This window comes from Blautia sp. AF26-2 (genome assembly GCF_003460955.1).
Lineage (GTDB): Bacteria > Bacillota > Clostridia > Lachnospirales > Lachnospiraceae > Fusicatenibacter > Fusicatenibacter saccharivorans.
Map to the genome: position 1 here is coordinate 119,224 of NZ_QTWD01000009.1, position 16,150 is coordinate 135,373.

Genomic DNA, 16,150 nt, shown 5'->3' on the forward strand with positions numbered 1-16,150 from the left:
AGGCAAAGCGTAAGAAATAACGAGGAGAAGATTGTATGAAAGTAGTATGGGGAAAATTTGGTACCGGCGTAGACCTGATTGTGTGTGCTATTAGTAGTTATTGGTGGGTGAGCCTGTGGGTAAATGAAAAAGATGCGTTCCACGCCTATTCATTAAAAACAAGTATCATAGTGTTTCTAGGAATAATGTTCTTTTTAAGCATAGCAGCTTATGGAACTGTGACATTTCTACTAAAACGAATTTATATTTATGAATGGGGAATAATGTTATCTTTTTGGGGCTATGAAAAAAAGATAGAATGGGAAGATTTTACTGTGATACAAAGATACAATGATCATTTTTTCTTCAACATATCGAAACAGAAAGATGACAGTTTGTTCTGGTGTACCTATCACCCATTTACCAGTATCATGATATTCGACAAGTTCCGCGGACCGGGCTGGGGAATCATACCGCTCAGCGCCGACGAATTTTGTGAACTCCTCACTTCATACGGTGTCAAGTATACGGAAAGTAAATAACATACAAAAAGAGTGGAAGTGGCCGTAAGATCCACGAATTACCAGCCACTTCCCTTTTTATATGCAAATTTAGAAAAAGAAAGAAGGAAATGCCAATGAAATCAATTTATCGCACGATCATTGCCGCAGCAGGCAGCTTCCTTGCGGCGCAGTTTGGAGGCTGGGATGCGGCGCTGGAAACGCTGGTCTGCTTCATGGCAATTGACTGGATCACAGGAGGTGTTCTGCTTCCTGTTGTTTTTAAAAAGAGTCCGAAATCTGAAAACGGAACGTTGGAGAGCCGTGCGGGATGGAAAGGGCTTTGCAGAAAAGGGATGATGCTGTTCTTTGTGCTGGTCGCGGAAAAAATGGATCAGCTCACACAGACGAATTACCTGCGGGATGCCGTCTGCATTGGATTTATTTTAAATGAAGCGGTTTCCATCCTGGAAAATGCAGGGCTGATGGGTGTGAAAATCCCTGAGGTTCTGCGGTCAAGGATTGATGTGCTGAGAAAGGAGGAGCAGAGTAAATGAGGGTTGACAGAAGCTATTGTAGCAACCAGAATACATGGTCGGAAAATCATCCGCAGTGTATTGTGGTACACAATACAGACAATTTTGCCGCCGGAGCCGATGCCCGCGCGCATGCAAGAGCGCAGTACCAGGGAAATTTTCAGATTATGTCGGCGCATTATTATGTAGATGACGGGGAGATCGCTTATCAGGCTGCGCCGCACAGCAGAGGATGCTGGCATGTCGGGAGAAATTATGGAAGTAAAAATCTATTCGGCAGATATGGAAACCGGAACAGCATCGCGGTTGAGATGTGCGTGCAGAAAGGATATGATTACGAAACCGCATTTTTACATACGGTGGAGCTGGTGAAAAACCTGATGAACGAGACGGGGATTCCATCAGATGCAGTTTACCGGCATTACGACATCTGCAGCAAAAACTGCCCGTCCCAGATTCAGAAGCGGGGAGACTGGGAGCGGTTCCAGCGTCTGATTCGGGAAACAGAAGACGGCAGTGAGAAAAGTGAATACAATCCCGGCATCTACCGTGTAACAGACCCGGCGCTCAACATCCGCACAGGTCCCGGAGTAGAATACCCGGTGGTGGGAGTCATCAAAGACCAGGGAAGCTATACGATCACAGAAATCAGAAACAAAAGCTGGGGCAGACTGCTGTCGGGAGCGGGATGGATCAACTGCCATAAAGCATATTGTTTTTACGGGGGAAGAGTATAAAATCCCATCTTTGCAAAACGATGTCATCGGACGGATTGACAGCGATGGAAAGCAGGGAGTAAACTATTCTTACGATGCAGGGGGAGAACTGGTAAATACCATGGATACAAGTGGTGCGAATATTGCACAGTCGAAAGAAATAACGAGGAGAAAATTGTATGAAAGTAATATGGGGAAAATTTGGTACAGGTGTAGATTTGATTCTGTGTGTTATTATTAATTACTATGTGGTGAGTATATGGGTAAATGGAAAAGATGAGTTCCATGCATATTCATTAAAAACAAGTATTATATTTCTAATAGAGGTAATGCTCGTTTTAAATATGGGGAAAACAGACCGGTCTGACCGATACCAGCGGAGAAAATATCGGAAAGCTCAATCCATTCCGCTATCGTGCTTACTGCTACGATGACGACACCAAGCTCTATGTCACCGCCAGCCGCTATTACGATCTGGAATTGTGCAGATTCCTTTGCGCAGACAACTTTGATGTTGTAAAAGCGGAAATGTTCAAAAAGTTAAATTAGTAGGTGGCAAATATGAAGGCAGGATATCGTAAATTTTATAAATATTTTAGTATATTGGTATTTATGGGCTGCGGATACCTTATGCTGAATTTTTGGGAAGAGGGAAAAGGTCAAATTAGTTCTTATAACATGCAAGATAAAGCACTTATGATATTGTGGTTTATGATTTATACTTTTGGTACGGCTGCTGGAATTATAAATACTTTAACCAGTATTTACATTTATGAATGGGGAATGCAGATCTCATTTTTGAAATATAAGAAAAAAATCGAATGGGAAGAATTTTCTGTTATACGAAGATATCATAATCATTTTTTCTTCAATATGTCAAAACAAAAAGATGCAGGTCCGTATTGGGCAATGTTTCATCCCTTTACCAGTTTTGTAATATTCGATAATTCGCGAAATCGTTCTGTTCATACCATGCCGCTTAACGCCGACGAATTTTGTGAACTGCTCACTTCATATGGTGTTCAGTACACGGAAAGAAAATAAAGATCGAAGGAATTAAAGAGAAAATATGAGAGCAGGATATCGTAAGTTTTTTATGTTTGCACAAGTTGCTACATTAATAGGCATCGGGTATCTTATGACAAGATTTTGGGAAGATGCAAAAAATCAATGTGAATTATATAATTTGCCTCAAAAGCTTTGGGTAATATTTGGAATGATGTTTATTTGTGGGATAGTGTCATGGGGAAGTGTAGATGCTTTAACATGTATTTACATCCATAAGTGGGGAATGGAACTTGCCTTTTTGGGATATAAGAAAAAAATTGTATGGGAGGATTTTTCCGTTATACAAAGATATAAAAATCATTTTTTCTTTAACGTATCAAAACAAAAAGATAGTGGTCTGTTTTTTTCAACATATCATCCATTTACTAGCTTTGTGATATTTGATAAGTTACAATTTAGTTGTGTCCGTACTATGCCAATCAGTGCCGACGAATTTTGTGACCTCCTCACTTCATACGGTGTCAAGTATAAGGAAAATAAAGCATGAGAAGAGTGGAAGTGATCGGATTTCTGTTGTTTTTACGGGGAAAAGAGAGTAGTATAATACATGTATAATTACAGCTTTGGAGGAAAAACAGTTGCTTGACTGGATCAATGTTTTTAAAGTAAACCGGAAAATTAAATCCCGTCTCTGGCCGTGGATTAAGATTATTTTGAGTATTGTTCTTTTCTTTGAGGTATTTTACGGAGATATCTATGTTCACATTTTGGATAAAACAAAGACGGGGCGAATCGTGGAAGCACTGATTCTGGTTGTGTTTTCGTTTCTGGACTATCTGATCTGCTTTATTTCTGTAGCCGAAATGGACTGCCTGAAGGACAGGCGGTATGCGGCGGCGAAAGAGAGCGGTGAATTTTATACGGTTTCTGAAATAGAAAGTTCCCTGTTCAACTATGTGCCGCGTACCTATACAATTTATTACCGGAGAGGAAGCAGAAGACTTACTTTCGGCGTGCGCACAAGAACGACAGGAAATCCGCTGGAAATGGGCGGCAGGGAATATTTCATAGGACCGACAGGAAAGCGGGAGCAGATGGTGAAAGACCTTGATGCGCTGATGAAAGAAGTAAAAAAATATGCAAGATTTGACAAAGTCCTGGTACAGGCAGTAAACGGAGAACCGGTAAAGTGCTGATGTTGGTTCTCCGTTTACTTTTTCGCATGAATTGACAGGGAGAACATAATGGAGATAAAAGTATCCAGGGCAATAAGGATATTTTATAGCATTTCATCAGCAATAAGTTTTTGGTTTTTGATATATTTGTATGTATCACAAAAACAAGAAGCTGTGAAATCTTTGATTAATATAATCTTGATTTATTGCGGGATTCAAATTTTTTTAACAGCATTAATGGCAATTTTTCGAAAGGTTCAAGTTGAGGAAAAAGGCTGTACTTTTTTCAGCCCATGTTATAAAAAATTTGTAGAATGGGAAGAAATGGAACAGAAAAGTGTTGGCGTAAGTGAAAATGCAGAGATAGATTCGCTGTTGCTTGGAATCTACGCAAATGAATATGGAGACATAATGACAAGACTTCATCAATTTACCTTTTGGTTTATTGCCGTAAGTGATTTTGAGGTTAAGCACTATAATGGCGGAGATTATTGGGGAGAGCTTGCCGCCAGAAGAGATGAACTTTTTGAAGTAATCAAAAAATACCAGATCGAGTTGAAAAAAATAAAGTAAGAGAAGGGGAATCACAGGCAATGAAAATAAAGAGTTTTCTGCCGTCCAAAATAATGGCATGTATGATGTGCTTTATGTTTTATGTGACAGGAGTATATTTGTTTGTTGAGTTAAAACCTGAAAAATATGAAGCACTCATTTACGTATGTTTTCTCTATGGGGTGATATGTCTCGGATTAACCGTGGTATTCTATAATCTTCGGAGAGTATATTTTTATCGTGAAAAGTGTGTTCTTCATTTTGGAAAATATTCAAAAACAATTCGGTGGGATGAGTTTGAAGTAAAGCGAATCATTCAGTTTGAAAATGGTACATGGCATGAAATTTGTTTCTCTTTATATCCGGGGATAAACGAGCAGATTACGAATTATTTTCATCCGTTTACGCTTGTTATGATATCGCTGGAAAACGATTTCTATCGAGCTGACGGATTGTTTATGAAAAGTGAAGATATTGTTTCTGTTCTGGAAGATTATGGAATTAAATTTACAGAGAGAAAATAAGGAAGAGGGTAAACAGTGAACGGAGAACCGGTAAAGAGATGATATCGGTTCTCCGCTTTTTTTCTGTCATTTTTCCAGAAACTGATGCGTCCAGGAAAAATTGATTGGGGTCAGGTACTGATTGCCTTGATTTCGTGCCATAATGTTTTCTCCTGTTCTCGTATTGATTATGATTATATCAAAATCCTTGAGAATGTGGTGTCAACTTTTATGATACAACATCAGGAATCGTTATGACGGATTGGTTTGTCACAATTGATGCAATGAAAAGACCAGATGGAAAATACGGAACAGCTTCAGCGGCAGGATGCATAAAAGCTGGAAATGATCTGATTATGCCAGAACTTCGTGCAGATGTGGAAGATATTCTGTGCGCATTGGAAAATAAAGATCATGCATACCCGATTACCAGAGAAAATCTGCTGATATGTGCATCGAGAGTGCTGAAAATGATTAAAAATATGAAAATGTCGGTATAAATGAGAAGATCCGGAAGTCATGGCAAAGATTCATAAGAATCTTGGAGAGTCGGACTTGCAAATATAGCATATCAGAATGAAAAATAATAAAATTATGTAAATTCATGTTAGGTTTTCAGCGGAGTGTTACGATAAACACTCCGCCTTTTTTGGTAAACAAAGCAATATTTTTTTCAAAAATCTCTGGACATATCACCAAAATACTTAGGTAAATATGAGAAGATGGAAATTTAGCAGGAAACAGGGGTGTTCCACAGTTGACATAAAATATGAGCAATCTGACTTTCAGATGGAGAACAATGCTGCTCTAACCATTTGGCAATAATAGTAAAGGTACTGACTTGAATATACGAGGTCATTAACGCTGTCAAACTTGGATTTTTGCGTGCTTCAGATGGTACGCTGTAAGTAGAAAGATAGTTAAAATCTAAAAAATGATAGATAAAAGATACATTAACATTTCCACTTAAAAGAACAGTAACAAGGTGAGTATTTTGTTTGTATAGCAGACATAGTTCTAAGGCATATTGATACATATCGGAAACAGGTGACATAAGTGCTTCTTCCTGTTTCTTGAAGTTGTTAATGATTTCGAGTAACAGATCATCAATGCAGTTAAAATGATAATAAAAGGTATTTCGATTAATGTCTGCTTTGTCACATAATTTTTTTACAGTAATATGGTTCAGCGGCGTAGTGACTAAAAGATCAAGCAAAGTTTCGTATAAAAGTTTCTTCGTTTTGACGATTCGTCTGTCATGATACGATTCCATAAAGCATCCCATCCTTCTTTTAAACACAATGAAACAATCTGTTCGATATTCTACAACTTGGAGAATATTAACCATTGTGTATTACAACAGGTACAATATAATAAAAGCGTAAAAAACACAATATGTCAAGGCCTGGCATGAAAAAATGGAGGATTGAAATGGAACAGAAGAGGGTAGAAAAACTTTCGTGGAAACTAAAATTATTTTGGCCTTTATTTGGAATTTCCACTAGTGTAGCGGGGGTTGTAACTGGGTATATCAGCTATTATGCATCAGATTACATGGGAATTAGTGTGGCTTTAGTAGGAACGCTGATTATGATATCTAAAATTTTTGATGGATTTACAGATGTTATGGCAGGATATTTGATTGACCGGACGCATACGAAGTATGGAAAAGGAAGACCTTATGATTTTTCTCTAATTGGCTATTGGTTGAGCATTATAGCGTTATATTGTGCACCAAGAATGAGCGTGGTTCTTTCGGCAGCGTATTTGTTTATTATGTATACGTTAATTAATTCGGTATTTGCCACTTTAATGAACTGCGGTGGAGCCGTCTATATGGCAAATGCTCTGGATGATCCACGACAGAGTGTATCACTGATCTCGATAACCAGTACGCTTGGAACATTGTGTACAATGGTGGCATCAATTATTTTGCCACAAATGCTGGATAAACTCGGAAATACATCAGCAGCATGGAAAACAATTGCACTTTCCTTTGGAATTCCTATGATGATTCTGGGAATGCTTCGTTTTTTTATGGTAAAGGAAAAAAGAAATAGTGATGTTAAAAATGAACGAATTGGATTTAAAGAAATGTTACAGGTGTTGGCAAAAAACAAATATATTTTATTAGTAGCCTTGATTAATTGCTGGTGTAGCATTGGATGCAATTTAAATATTAATACATCAACATACTATTGCGTTTATATTATGAAAAATATTGGTCTGCAATCTATTCTTTCTTTATCCATGGTATCTGTAATATTAATTGTAATCTTAATGCCGTTTTTGTCAAAAAAATTCGGAACCGTGAATGTCATGAGAGTATGCAGTTTATTTGGCGCATTCGGATATATATTACGACTGTTTGATTTGAATAGCGTGCCGTTATTAGTTGCAAGCAGCTTTATCAGTATGGTGGGATTTTATACGTTTTTCTCATTCTCTTCGGCAATGGTTATAGACTGTATGGACTATGGAGAATGGAAAACAGGAAAAAGAAGCGAAGGCGCCGTTGCAGCGACACAGAGTGTATGCAGTAAAGTAGGTGCAGCGATTGGTGTGGGACTTTGTGGTTTTCTAATGGGGATGGCTGGATACAATGGTAATCTTGATGTTCAGACAGCGGGAACTAATGCTATGATTATAGCATTGTCATCGTGGATTCCTGCAGCTTTTTGCATTGTGGAATTTATTATGCTTAAATTTTATAAGCTGGAAGAGAACTTGCCGCAGATTCGATTAGAACTGAATGACAGGAGGAATATAAAATGATAGATTTAGGACAAGTAATAAAAATAGCAGAGAAACAGTCAGATGATAAGAAATGTATCGTAACCCTTCAAAAAAATGAACATTATTTCATAAAGAAAACTATTTATATTTGTAGGAATATGCAAATTGAAGGAAATGGTGCTGTTATACAAAATGAGACGGATTTGGGATTGCTGATTGCATCGTCAGATGTTAAAATTAGTAATTTGAAAATATGCGGGGGAGGTATATCTATCCGAATTGATAACAGAGGAAAGACGATAAAAAATATTGTGGTTCAAAATTGCGAAATGAAAGATTATGCTTTTAGCGGACTTGTGATTGGAGCAAGTGAAGGAAACGGCATGACCCAGAATATTCTTGTAAAAGACTGTGTAATTTGGACAGAACCTTTGAAAAAGGAAGATGGAACAGACTGTGTCGTGGCATTGGATGTATTACTTACAGCAGGATTTTCGGATAAGAAGAATCTTGAAAATACATTGTTGAAGGATGTTGTGATTGATCATTGCAGCATTAAAGGACATTCCATCTGCAATATTATGTCTGTTCCGGGACTTTCTGCGAATCCTGACAGTACTCCGGTTTTTAAGAATTGCAGAATAGAAGATATAAGCGTTACAAATTCAAAGTTGATTGGATCAGATGACACGGTGATTGCAGCGCAGGCAAACTATATAAATAATGAGTCCTGCTATTGTCAGAATTTTATAGTGTGTAATAATGAAATTGAATTTGGACTGACAGGAGTATCTGCATCTGCAGGGTCGCCCATGACAGGAAAGGTAGAAAAGATATTTTTCAGAGAGATAAAGTTTATAAATAACAAGATGCATGGAAGAAAAAATGTAGGAGAAACCAGAACTGCAATAGGAATAGGAGCCGGAGGCATCAATTATAAACCAACAAGCTGCAATAAAAGTGGTATTGAAAATGTGGAAATAAAAGGAAACACGATCATAGAATGTGAAAGGGGAATTACAGTGTCTGCCGGATATTCGATGATTGATGCAGATGCACCATCGGAATTACGGGAAAATTATGTGAGGAATATTATTATAAAAAGCAACTATTTAAAAGATGTGCAAAATTGCTTTATGTTTTATGCGGCTTGGATAGAAGGAAGAAGATTTGACTGGAATTGGGGAGTGCATCACACAACGCAGACATGGCTTCCACCTGTTGAAAACCATCAAAATAAAACGGTGGTTGCTAAAGGAAATTATATAGAAAATTTAATATGTGAGGAAAATTCCTGCGACGGATTCAGTTACCTGCTCTGCGCTGCAGCGGTTATGGCAAGAGGACATGGATTGGTAACGGAAAATAAAATAAAGAAAAACTTTGTTTTCAGAAAAAATAAACATTGCAATGGTGAAGAACACGTAGCGATTCGTGATGTGATTTTGGAAGACTGGGTAACAGATGGCGGAAATAACACATTAGAGCAGAGCAATATTCAGATATAGAAAAATCACACCTCAAAAAAGATGCATATTCTATGTTCGAAATAAAAAATAGGAGAAATCCCTATGAAAAGAAAATGGCTGGCAAAAGCAGGGTTCTGGCAGCCCCCATGGATAGTGTCAATCATTTTCCAACTTTTTTCGAGGAGGTGTAAAATAAAGTGTGTAAGTTAAGAAAAAATTCAAGACTTACGCACTTTGTTTGTTTTACAGAGCGTGTTAAGATAACAGGAAAGGACAAGAAAAGGATGAACATACTCACTAAAAATCGTTCTTTTTTCGTTCGATTATAGTAGACAATGTGCTGTATGAGTAGCAGCACTAAATCAGGGTTTGTTGCAGTAAAGAATATTTTTCTTTATTTTAGCATGGGCGGAAACGTGGAACAATATGATTTGCAAAGATAGAACAAAAAAGGAACAACCACCAGACTAGACTATCCCTATCACGTTCTAATCTGATCCATCTATGTATAACATGCTTTTTTCGATTCTCAAATAATCAATTTTAAGTTTTCACACAGAAATCCGTATTGTCAAAGCGGATATTCGCAATCCGCTTCGCTACTTGCTTGATTTGGTTAAATTTATGTTTTTACGATCCCAAATCCAAGGTGTTGGATCTCGGAGTAAGTTCTGTATTTTTCACATGTCATCGGACTGTTTGACAGCGATGGAAAGCAGGGAGTAAATTATTCTTATGATATATGATGAATACCATGGATACCAGTGGTGCGAATATTGCACAGTCGAAAGAAATAGCGAGGAGAAAATTGTATGAAAGTAGTAGGGGGAAAATTTGCTACCGGCGTAGATCTGATAGTGTGTGCTATTAGTGATTATTACGTGGCGAGTTTGTGGGTAAATGGAAAAGATGAAATTCAATCAAACTCATTAAAAACAAATATTATATTACTAATAGAGATAATGTTGCTATTAAGCATAGTAGCTTATGGAACCGTGACATTTTTACTAAAACAAATTTACATTTATGAATGGGGAATAAAGCTATCTTTTTTGGAATATGAAAAAAAGATAGAATGGGAAGATTTCACTGTGATACAAAGATACGGTGATCATTTTTTCTTCAATATATCGAAACAGAAAGATGGGAGTTTATTCTGGTGTACGTATCATCCATTTACCAGTATCATGCTATTTGATAAGTTTCGCGGACCGGGCAGCAGAATCATTCCGCTCAGTGCCGACGAATTTTGTGATCTCCTCACTTCATACGGTGTCAAGTATACGGAAAGTAAATAAAGTATGAGAAGAGTGGAAATGGCAGTAAGATCCTATGAATTACCAGCCACTTCCCTTTTTATACGCAAATTTGGAAAAAGAAAGAAGGAAATGTTTTAGAATTACAGTTCGTTGATACCAGTGAACTATAACAGAAAGTGTTCTGCTTTCCTGTTGTTTTTACGGAGAAAAGAGTGTAAAATAAATACAGACATCATTACATTGGTGGAGGATAAACAGTTGCTTGAATGGATTAATGTCTTTAAAGTGAACCGGAAAATTAAATCCCGTCTCTGGCCGTGGATCAAGATTATTTTAAGTATTGTTCTTTTCTTTGCGGTATTTTACGGTGACATCTATGTTCATATTCTGGATGGAACAAATCTGGGACGAATTGTGGAAGCAATGATTCTGGTTGTGTTTTCGTTTCTGGACTATCTGATCTGCTTTATTTCCGTAGCCGAAATGGACTGCCTGAAAGACCGGCGGTATGCGGCGGCGAAAGAGAGCGGTGAATTTTACACGATTTCCCAAATCGAAAGCTCCCTGTTCAACTACGTGCCGCGTACCTATACGATTTATTACCAGCGGGGAAGCAGAAGACTTACCTTCGGCGTACGGACAAGAACGACAGGAAATCTGCTGGAAATGGGCAGCAGAGAATATTTCATAGGACCGACAGGAAAGCGCGAGCAGATTGTGAAAGACCTCGATACGCTGATGAAAGAAGTAAAAAAATACGCAAGATTTGACAAAGTCCTGGTACAGGCAATCAATGGAGAACCGGTAAAGAAATGATGCCGGTTCTTCTTGCTTTTACGTAAAAATGCAGGTAAGATAAAAACAGCATGAGTGTAATACACATGCGTGAAAAATCATCAACAGAGAAGGTATGAAAATGGAGGAAACAAAAGATGAATTATCTGAAGGAACGGGATGGTGACCTGTTCTCCAATGCGGATCTGAAACGGCTGATTGTGCCGCTTCTGATTGAACAGCTTCTTGCCATCGCAGTCGGCATGGCGGATTCAATTATGGTATCCAGTGTCGGCGAGGCGGCGGTGTCGAGTGTGTCGCTGATTGATACAATCTTTATTCTGCTGATCAACATGTTCACCGCGATTGCAACCGGCGGAGCCGTCGTGTGCGGCCAGTATATCGGAAAGAAGCGGCCACACAAAGCATGTGAGGCAGCTGACCAGCTTCTGCTGGTGACAACGGCGCTGTCAGTTGTGATCATGGCGGCGGTCTATCTTTTAAAGCCGTTTATTCTGCATGTTGTGTTTGGAAACATTACGGCAGAGGTAGAAAGAAACTGCAATATTTATCTGATGATCGTAGCGGCCTCCATTCCGTTTCTGGCGGTTTACAACGGCTGTGCGGCCATTTTCCGTGCGCAGGGTGATTCGAAAACGCCGATGAAAATATCCATCGTCATGAACCTGATCAATATTTCGGGAAATGCGCTTCTGGTCTATGCGCTGAAATTCGGCGTGGACGGCGTTGCGATTCCGACGCTGCTTTCACGTATGTACGCGGCTGCGGCAGCATTTGTTCTCGTACATAATAAGCGGTATCCAGTGCGGTGCTCTTATCCGGTGAAATTAAAACCGGATTTCCATATGCTGAAAAAAATCCTTGGCATCGGCATTCCGAACGGCCTCGAGAACAGTATGTTCCAGCTCGGCAAAATTATGGTCTTAAGTATGATCACACAGTTCGGAACAGCGTCGATCGCGGCAAATGCGGTGTCCAACACGATTGCTGTCTTCCAGACACTGCCCGGTATGGCGATCGGAAATGCAGTGCTGACCGTAAGCGCACAGTGCGCGGGAGCGGGAGACTATGAGCAGGTAAAATACTATGCGAAAAAGCTGCACATCATCATTTATGGCCTGATGATCGTCTGCTGTCTCGGTGTCATCGCGGCACTTCCGGCGGTGCTTCACGTTTACAGTCTGTCTGCGGAGGCAACAGCCATGACGGAAGATATCATCGTTTACCACGGCATCTGCTGTATGATAATCTGGCCAATTGCCTTCAATCTGCCGAATGTACTCCGCGCGTCCAATGATGTGGCATTTTGCATGATTCTCTCGATTCTTTCCATGTGGATCTGCAGAATCGGCATGAGCTATGTGCTCGGTGTGCGTATGGGATTCGGCGTCTTCGGTGTCTGGGTCGCCATGACGATGGACTGGGTTGTTCGTGCCATTTTCTTTGTCCTTCGCTATCGAAGCGGGAAGTGGCAGCATCAGACGTGATGAAAAATACGGAATGTTTTGGGGAGAGAGAAAGAAAAAACGATACATCTGGAGGAAGTTATTATTATGAAAAACGCAAAGAAACTGATTCCCGGAGCGGCGATTGCGCTGGTGATTGCCGCTGCGGCGAAATTCCTGGAAAGCCTGGAGGAGAGCGCCGGACTGCACTTTATCGGGGCATCGGTCATCGCCATGTTTATCGGTATGATTGTGAATGCCTTTTACAAGCCGAACAGCGTGACAGCGCCGGGAATTAAATTTACATCGAAGAAGATCCTGAAATTTGCGATTATTCTGCTCGGTGCGAGCCTGAATATCCGCACGGTGCTGACGGTCGGAAGATTTTCCCTGACGGTTATGGTATTTACCCTGGCAACGTGCTTCGGCCTTGGCGCGCTGATCGGAAAAGCACTTGGACTGAACTGGAAGACGAGCAGCCTCATCAACGCCGGCACGGGTATCTGCGGCGGTTCCGCGATCGCGGCAATCGCGCCGGTCATCGAGGCAACCGATATGGACATTGCCTATGGCCTCTCCGCAACGTTTTTATTTGATACGGTCATGATTGTCGTATTCCCGATCCTCGGTCACTGGATGGGCCTTTCAGATGCCGCGTTTGGCCTCTGGGCCGGAACTGCGGTCAACGATACCTCAAGCGTCGTTGCCACCGGTTACGCATTCAGCGAGGCTGCCGGTGATTTCGCAACCATGGTAAAACTGACACGGACCCTCGCCATCATTCCGGCTGTTCTGGCATTCGCCGCCATCAACGTACATCTGAAACGGAAGGCGCAGGCAGCAGAAGGAACCGCCGTAAAGGTAAGCATCAAATCCATTTTTCCATGGTTTATCTTAGGTTTTCTCGCCATGTCAGCACTGACCTCCTTAGGTCTTATCCCGGCAGGCACAGCAGCCGCATTAAAAACCATCAGCAAATTTCTGATGGTGGCCGCCCTTGCGGCCATCGGCCTGAACACCGATTTCAAATCCCTCTGCCGCTCCGGCGCAAAGCCGATGCTGCACGGATTCATCATTTCGCTGCTGGTAGTCCTGGTAGCGATTGCAGTCGAATTTGCGATCGGCATTGCGCCGCATGGGGTACTGTAAAGAAACAGAGAATTAAAAATCCAGGCATCCGTATAGGATGCCTGGATTTTTTAAATCAAAACGGGTTTGTCGTTTCCTTCAAAAACGTTTTCAAAACCTGTAGCACCCCGTTCTCCCAGTACGGCGGGCAGGTGTGTTTTGCTGAGGCGATGACTTCCGCTCGGGCGTTGGAGACGGCGTAGCTTTCGCCAGCGTTCTGAAGCATCTCGATGTCGTTCAGGTTGTCGCCGAAGCAGCAGACTTCGTCTGGGGTAAGGCCAAAGTAGTTCATCAGAAATGAGAGACCGGTCCATTTGCTGACGCCGCGGGCGTTGCAGTCCAACCATTCCTTACCGGCGACAGCGAGTTTTGCCTGATGATTCCACGCCGGGATGAAATTTGGGGAGCAAAGCTCTTCACAGGAGGTTGGATGGTAGATTGTGAATTTGATAATGTCCTCGTTTTCTACCTTCGATAGATCCGGTACTTCGCGGACATCGAAGCCGTAGGAGTCGCGGAGCCAGTGAAACATGCGGCTTCCGGCATCTTCGGCGAGGCAGTAGTCCGGGGTGGCGGCAAAGCAGTCGCAGGACGGAAGTTCGTCGTGTACCATGCGGCACATGGATTTCCAGAGTGCCGTTTCCATCGGATATGTTTTCAGAATCTTTTCCGGTGTGCGCACGACAGTTCCGCCATCGGAGATGTAGAGCAGGCGGTCCTTGATCGGAGCGAAAAGCTTCTGTTCACTGGAAAACTGGCGGCCGGAACAGACAACAAAATGGATGCCCTGGTCGACAAGCCTGGAAACAACAGTCATATATTCCGGGTCGATCAGAAGTGTGCCGTCTTTGACGAGCGTTCCATCGACATCGGTTGCAATCAACTTTATCATAATAGAAAATCTCCTTATCTTGTCACAGAAAAAATTCAAACTATAGCAAGACCAGAAAATAACGCAAAAAAGACAGTGCTGCAGGGCGCGAATTACAAGGAACGGATTTGAAGGCGTACCGGGGTACGACGAAAATCCGTGACGCAGTAATTCACGTTCTGCAGTGCTGAATTTTTTGCATTATTTTCTGGGATTGCTATAAACATGATTATAGCGTGAATTGCTTCGGGGTGCAAGCCGGAACCGGAGGAACGCAAAACTCCACGTTGACGAAATGCGGAAATAAGGCGTAAAATAAAGAAAAATATATATCCACAGGGGGATTTTTATTATGGCATTTATTCAGGTAAGCTTCATGTCAAAAACTTTAATGCGCACCGTACCGCTGCAGGTTATTCTGCCGGTCGACAAATTTACCTTTGGGCAGCCGGAGCGCGAGGAAAAACCGTTTAAAACGCTGTATTTGCTGCATGGCATTTTTGGGAATGAGACAGACTGGGTTCATGGAACCAGAATCCAAAGATGGGCAGAGGAGAAAAACCTTGCCGTTGTCATGCCGGCCGGCGAGAATGCGTTTTATGTGGATCAGCCGTCCATCGGTGCCATGCACGGACAGTTTATCGGAGAAGAACTGGTTGAGATTACAAGAAAAATGTTTCCGCTGTCCAGAAAAAGAGAAGACACCTTTATCGGAGGCCTTTCCATGGGTGGTTTTGGCGCACTCAGAAATGGCCTGAAATATCACGATACCTTCGGGGCTGTGATCTGCCTGTCCGGTGCACTTCATGTGCTGGAAAATCCGGAAGAGAGCAGAGCGGACAGCTTTGCACATGAAGAAGGTTATTTCGGAAATCTGGTCGAAGCAGCAAAGAGTGACAAAAACCCGGCTGTTCTTATCGAGCAGTTAAAGGAAGCACGGAAAAAAGATCCGTCTGTCAATGTGCCGACCGTATTCCAGGCGTGCGGAACAGAGGACGGACTTCTGGAAGTAAACCGTCTCTACCATAAACGGATGGAAGAGAGCGGCATGGACATTGTCTACTATGAGAGCAAGGGTGGCCATGAATGGGATTTCTGGGATGAGTGGATCAAAAAGGCACTGGACTGGCTGCCACTTGAGGAAAAGACGGAAGGTCTGAACAGCGGAAACGTAAATGTTTAAAGGAAAAAGGGAGACAGGCAATGCCAGAGACGAGAAATGACGAATTGTACCGTGCGTTAAAACACAACGGTTACCCGGACGACTTCTGCCGGGAAATTGCATACCGCCAGATGAACACCGATTTTACCGCCACGCGGATGCTCGGCTATCTCTACCGCGTCACAAGCCCGCGCGCCGAGGACGTTGTCGATGAGATGCTGGCTATTTTGAGTGACCGCAAAGCATGGATTGAGAAAAAACAGTCCGAGGAAGCCCAGGCGGCAATCAGCAGAATGTATCGGGAAGGCCTGTAACC

Annotated in this window: 20 protein-coding genes; 18 read left to right on the forward strand and 2 right to left on the reverse strand. The window is 41.6% G+C overall.

The features are described 5' to 3' along the window. Positions 1-35: 35 nt before the first annotated feature. The 10 genes from DWY63_RS12870 to DWY63_RS12915 all read left to right on the forward strand — a co-directional run bounded on the left by DWY63_RS12870 (position 36) and on the right by DWY63_RS12915 (position 5,469). Positions 36-521 (forward strand): hypothetical protein, encoded by a 486-nt coding sequence (locus DWY63_RS12870; protein ID WP_055219954.1) that lies wholly within the window; start codon positions 36-38, stop codon positions 519-521. Between the two features lie 95 nt (positions 522-616). Then, complete coding sequence (locus DWY63_RS12875) at positions 617-1,036, forward strand: phage holin family protein (protein ID WP_117802362.1); 420 nt, start codon at positions 617-619, stop codon at positions 1,034-1,036. Beyond that, positions 1,033-1,752, forward strand: coding sequence for an N-acetylmuramoyl-L-alanine amidase (locus DWY63_RS12880; RefSeq protein WP_055219951.1), 720 nt, complete (start codon positions 1,033-1,035; stop codon positions 1,750-1,752). Before DWY63_RS12875 ends, DWY63_RS12880 begins: the two co-directional genes overlap by 4 nt. Before the next feature lie 158 nt (positions 1,753-1,910). Continuing rightward, positions 1,911-2,165 carry a hypothetical protein gene (locus DWY63_RS12885; RefSeq protein ID WP_055219949.1) on the forward strand — a complete coding sequence of 85 codons (255 nt, stop codon included), beginning with the start codon at positions 1,911-1,913 and terminating at the stop codon, positions 2,163-2,165. 127 nt (positions 2,166-2,292) lie between these two features. Beyond that, positions 2,293-2,775, forward strand: a complete 483-nt coding sequence (locus DWY63_RS12890; protein WP_117761627.1) for a hypothetical protein — start codon at positions 2,293-2,295, stop codon at positions 2,773-2,775. A gap of 25 nt (positions 2,776-2,800) precedes the next feature. Continuing rightward, positions 2,801-3,286 (forward strand): hypothetical protein, encoded by a 486-nt coding sequence (locus DWY63_RS12895; protein WP_117802363.1) that lies wholly within the window; start codon positions 2,801-2,803, stop codon positions 3,284-3,286. Positions 3,287-3,377: 91 nt separating this feature from the next. Next, complete coding sequence (locus DWY63_RS12900; protein WP_117802364.1) at positions 3,378-3,935, forward strand: hypothetical protein; 558 nt, start codon at positions 3,378-3,380, stop codon at positions 3,933-3,935. A 48-nt stretch (positions 3,936-3,983) separates the two neighbouring features. Next, a complete protein-coding gene (locus DWY63_RS12905) occupies positions 3,984-4,487 on the forward strand; it encodes a hypothetical protein (RefSeq protein ID WP_117802365.1) in 504 nt (167 codons plus the stop codon). Positions 4,488-4,507: 20 nt separating this feature from the next. Then, positions 4,508-4,990, forward strand: coding sequence for a hypothetical protein (locus DWY63_RS12910; protein WP_117509851.1), 483 nt, complete (start codon positions 4,508-4,510; stop codon positions 4,988-4,990). Between the two features lie 233 nt (positions 4,991-5,223). Then, positions 5,224-5,469 carry a hypothetical protein gene (locus tag DWY63_RS12915; protein ID WP_117802366.1) on the forward strand — a complete coding sequence of 82 codons (246 nt, stop codon included), beginning with the start codon at positions 5,224-5,226 and terminating at the stop codon, positions 5,467-5,469. 230 nt (positions 5,470-5,699) lie between these two features. On the opposite strand, the gene DWY63_RS12920 is transcribed toward DWY63_RS12915, so the two are convergent. Continuing rightward, positions 5,700-6,242 (reverse strand): TetR/AcrR family transcriptional regulator, encoded by a 543-nt coding sequence (locus tag DWY63_RS12920; protein ID WP_117509853.1) that lies wholly within the window; start codon positions 6,240-6,242, stop codon positions 5,700-5,702. Positions 6,243-6,400: 158 nt separating this feature from the next. On the opposite strand from DWY63_RS12920, the gene DWY63_RS12925 reads away from it, so the two are divergent. The 6 genes from DWY63_RS12925 (at position 6,401) to DWY63_RS12950 (ending at position 13,822) form a co-directional block, all read left to right on the forward strand. Further along, positions 6,401-7,744 carry an MFS transporter gene (locus tag DWY63_RS12925; RefSeq protein ID WP_158568375.1) on the forward strand — a complete coding sequence of 448 codons (1,344 nt, stop codon included), beginning with the start codon at positions 6,401-6,403 and terminating at the stop codon, positions 7,742-7,744. Next, positions 7,741-9,213: a hypothetical protein gene (locus DWY63_RS12930; protein ID WP_117802368.1), complete on the forward strand. Its 1,473-nt coding sequence runs from the start codon at positions 7,741-7,743 to the stop codon at positions 9,211-9,213. The genes DWY63_RS12925 and DWY63_RS12930 overlap by 4 nt, the downstream gene beginning before the upstream one ends. Before the next feature lie 773 nt (positions 9,214-9,986). Beyond that, positions 9,987-10,472: a hypothetical protein gene (locus DWY63_RS12935; RefSeq protein ID WP_117802369.1), complete on the forward strand. Its 486-nt coding sequence runs from the start codon at positions 9,987-9,989 to the stop codon at positions 10,470-10,472. 219 nt (positions 10,473-10,691) lie between these two features. Continuing rightward, on the forward strand, positions 10,692-11,249 hold the full coding sequence (locus DWY63_RS12940) for a hypothetical protein (RefSeq protein WP_117802370.1): 558 nt from the start codon (positions 10,692-10,694) through the stop codon (positions 11,247-11,249). A gap of 116 nt (positions 11,250-11,365) precedes the next feature. Next, positions 11,366-12,715 (forward strand): MATE family efflux transporter, encoded by a 1,350-nt coding sequence (locus DWY63_RS12945; protein ID WP_117802371.1) that lies wholly within the window; start codon positions 11,366-11,368, stop codon positions 12,713-12,715. A gap of 66 nt (positions 12,716-12,781) precedes the next feature. Beyond that, the gene (locus DWY63_RS12950) at positions 12,782-13,822 is read left to right on the forward strand and encodes a YeiH family protein (RefSeq protein ID WP_117802372.1); all 1,041 of its coding nucleotides are present in this window, start codon (positions 12,782-12,784) and stop codon (positions 13,820-13,822) included. Positions 13,823-13,877: 55 nt separating this feature from the next. Here the strand turns inward: DWY63_RS12950 and DWY63_RS12955 are convergent, their stop codons facing one another. Next, complete coding sequence (locus tag DWY63_RS12955) at positions 13,878-14,693, reverse strand: Cof-type HAD-IIB family hydrolase (protein ID WP_117509860.1); 816 nt, start codon at positions 14,691-14,693, stop codon at positions 13,878-13,880. Between the two features lie 331 nt (positions 14,694-15,024). On the opposite strand from DWY63_RS12955, the gene DWY63_RS12960 reads away from it, so the two are divergent. Together DWY63_RS12960 and DWY63_RS12965 are read left to right on the forward strand one after the other, a co-directional pair. After that, positions 15,025-15,855 (forward strand): alpha/beta hydrolase, encoded by an 831-nt coding sequence (locus DWY63_RS12960; RefSeq protein ID WP_055219937.1) that lies wholly within the window; start codon positions 15,025-15,027, stop codon positions 15,853-15,855. Between the two features lie 20 nt (positions 15,856-15,875). Then, the gene (locus DWY63_RS12965; RefSeq protein ID WP_022461797.1) at positions 15,876-16,148 is read left to right on the forward strand and encodes a hypothetical protein; all 273 of its coding nucleotides are present in this window, start codon (positions 15,876-15,878) and stop codon (positions 16,146-16,148) included. The last annotated feature ends 2 nt before the right edge of the window (positions 16,149-16,150 follow it).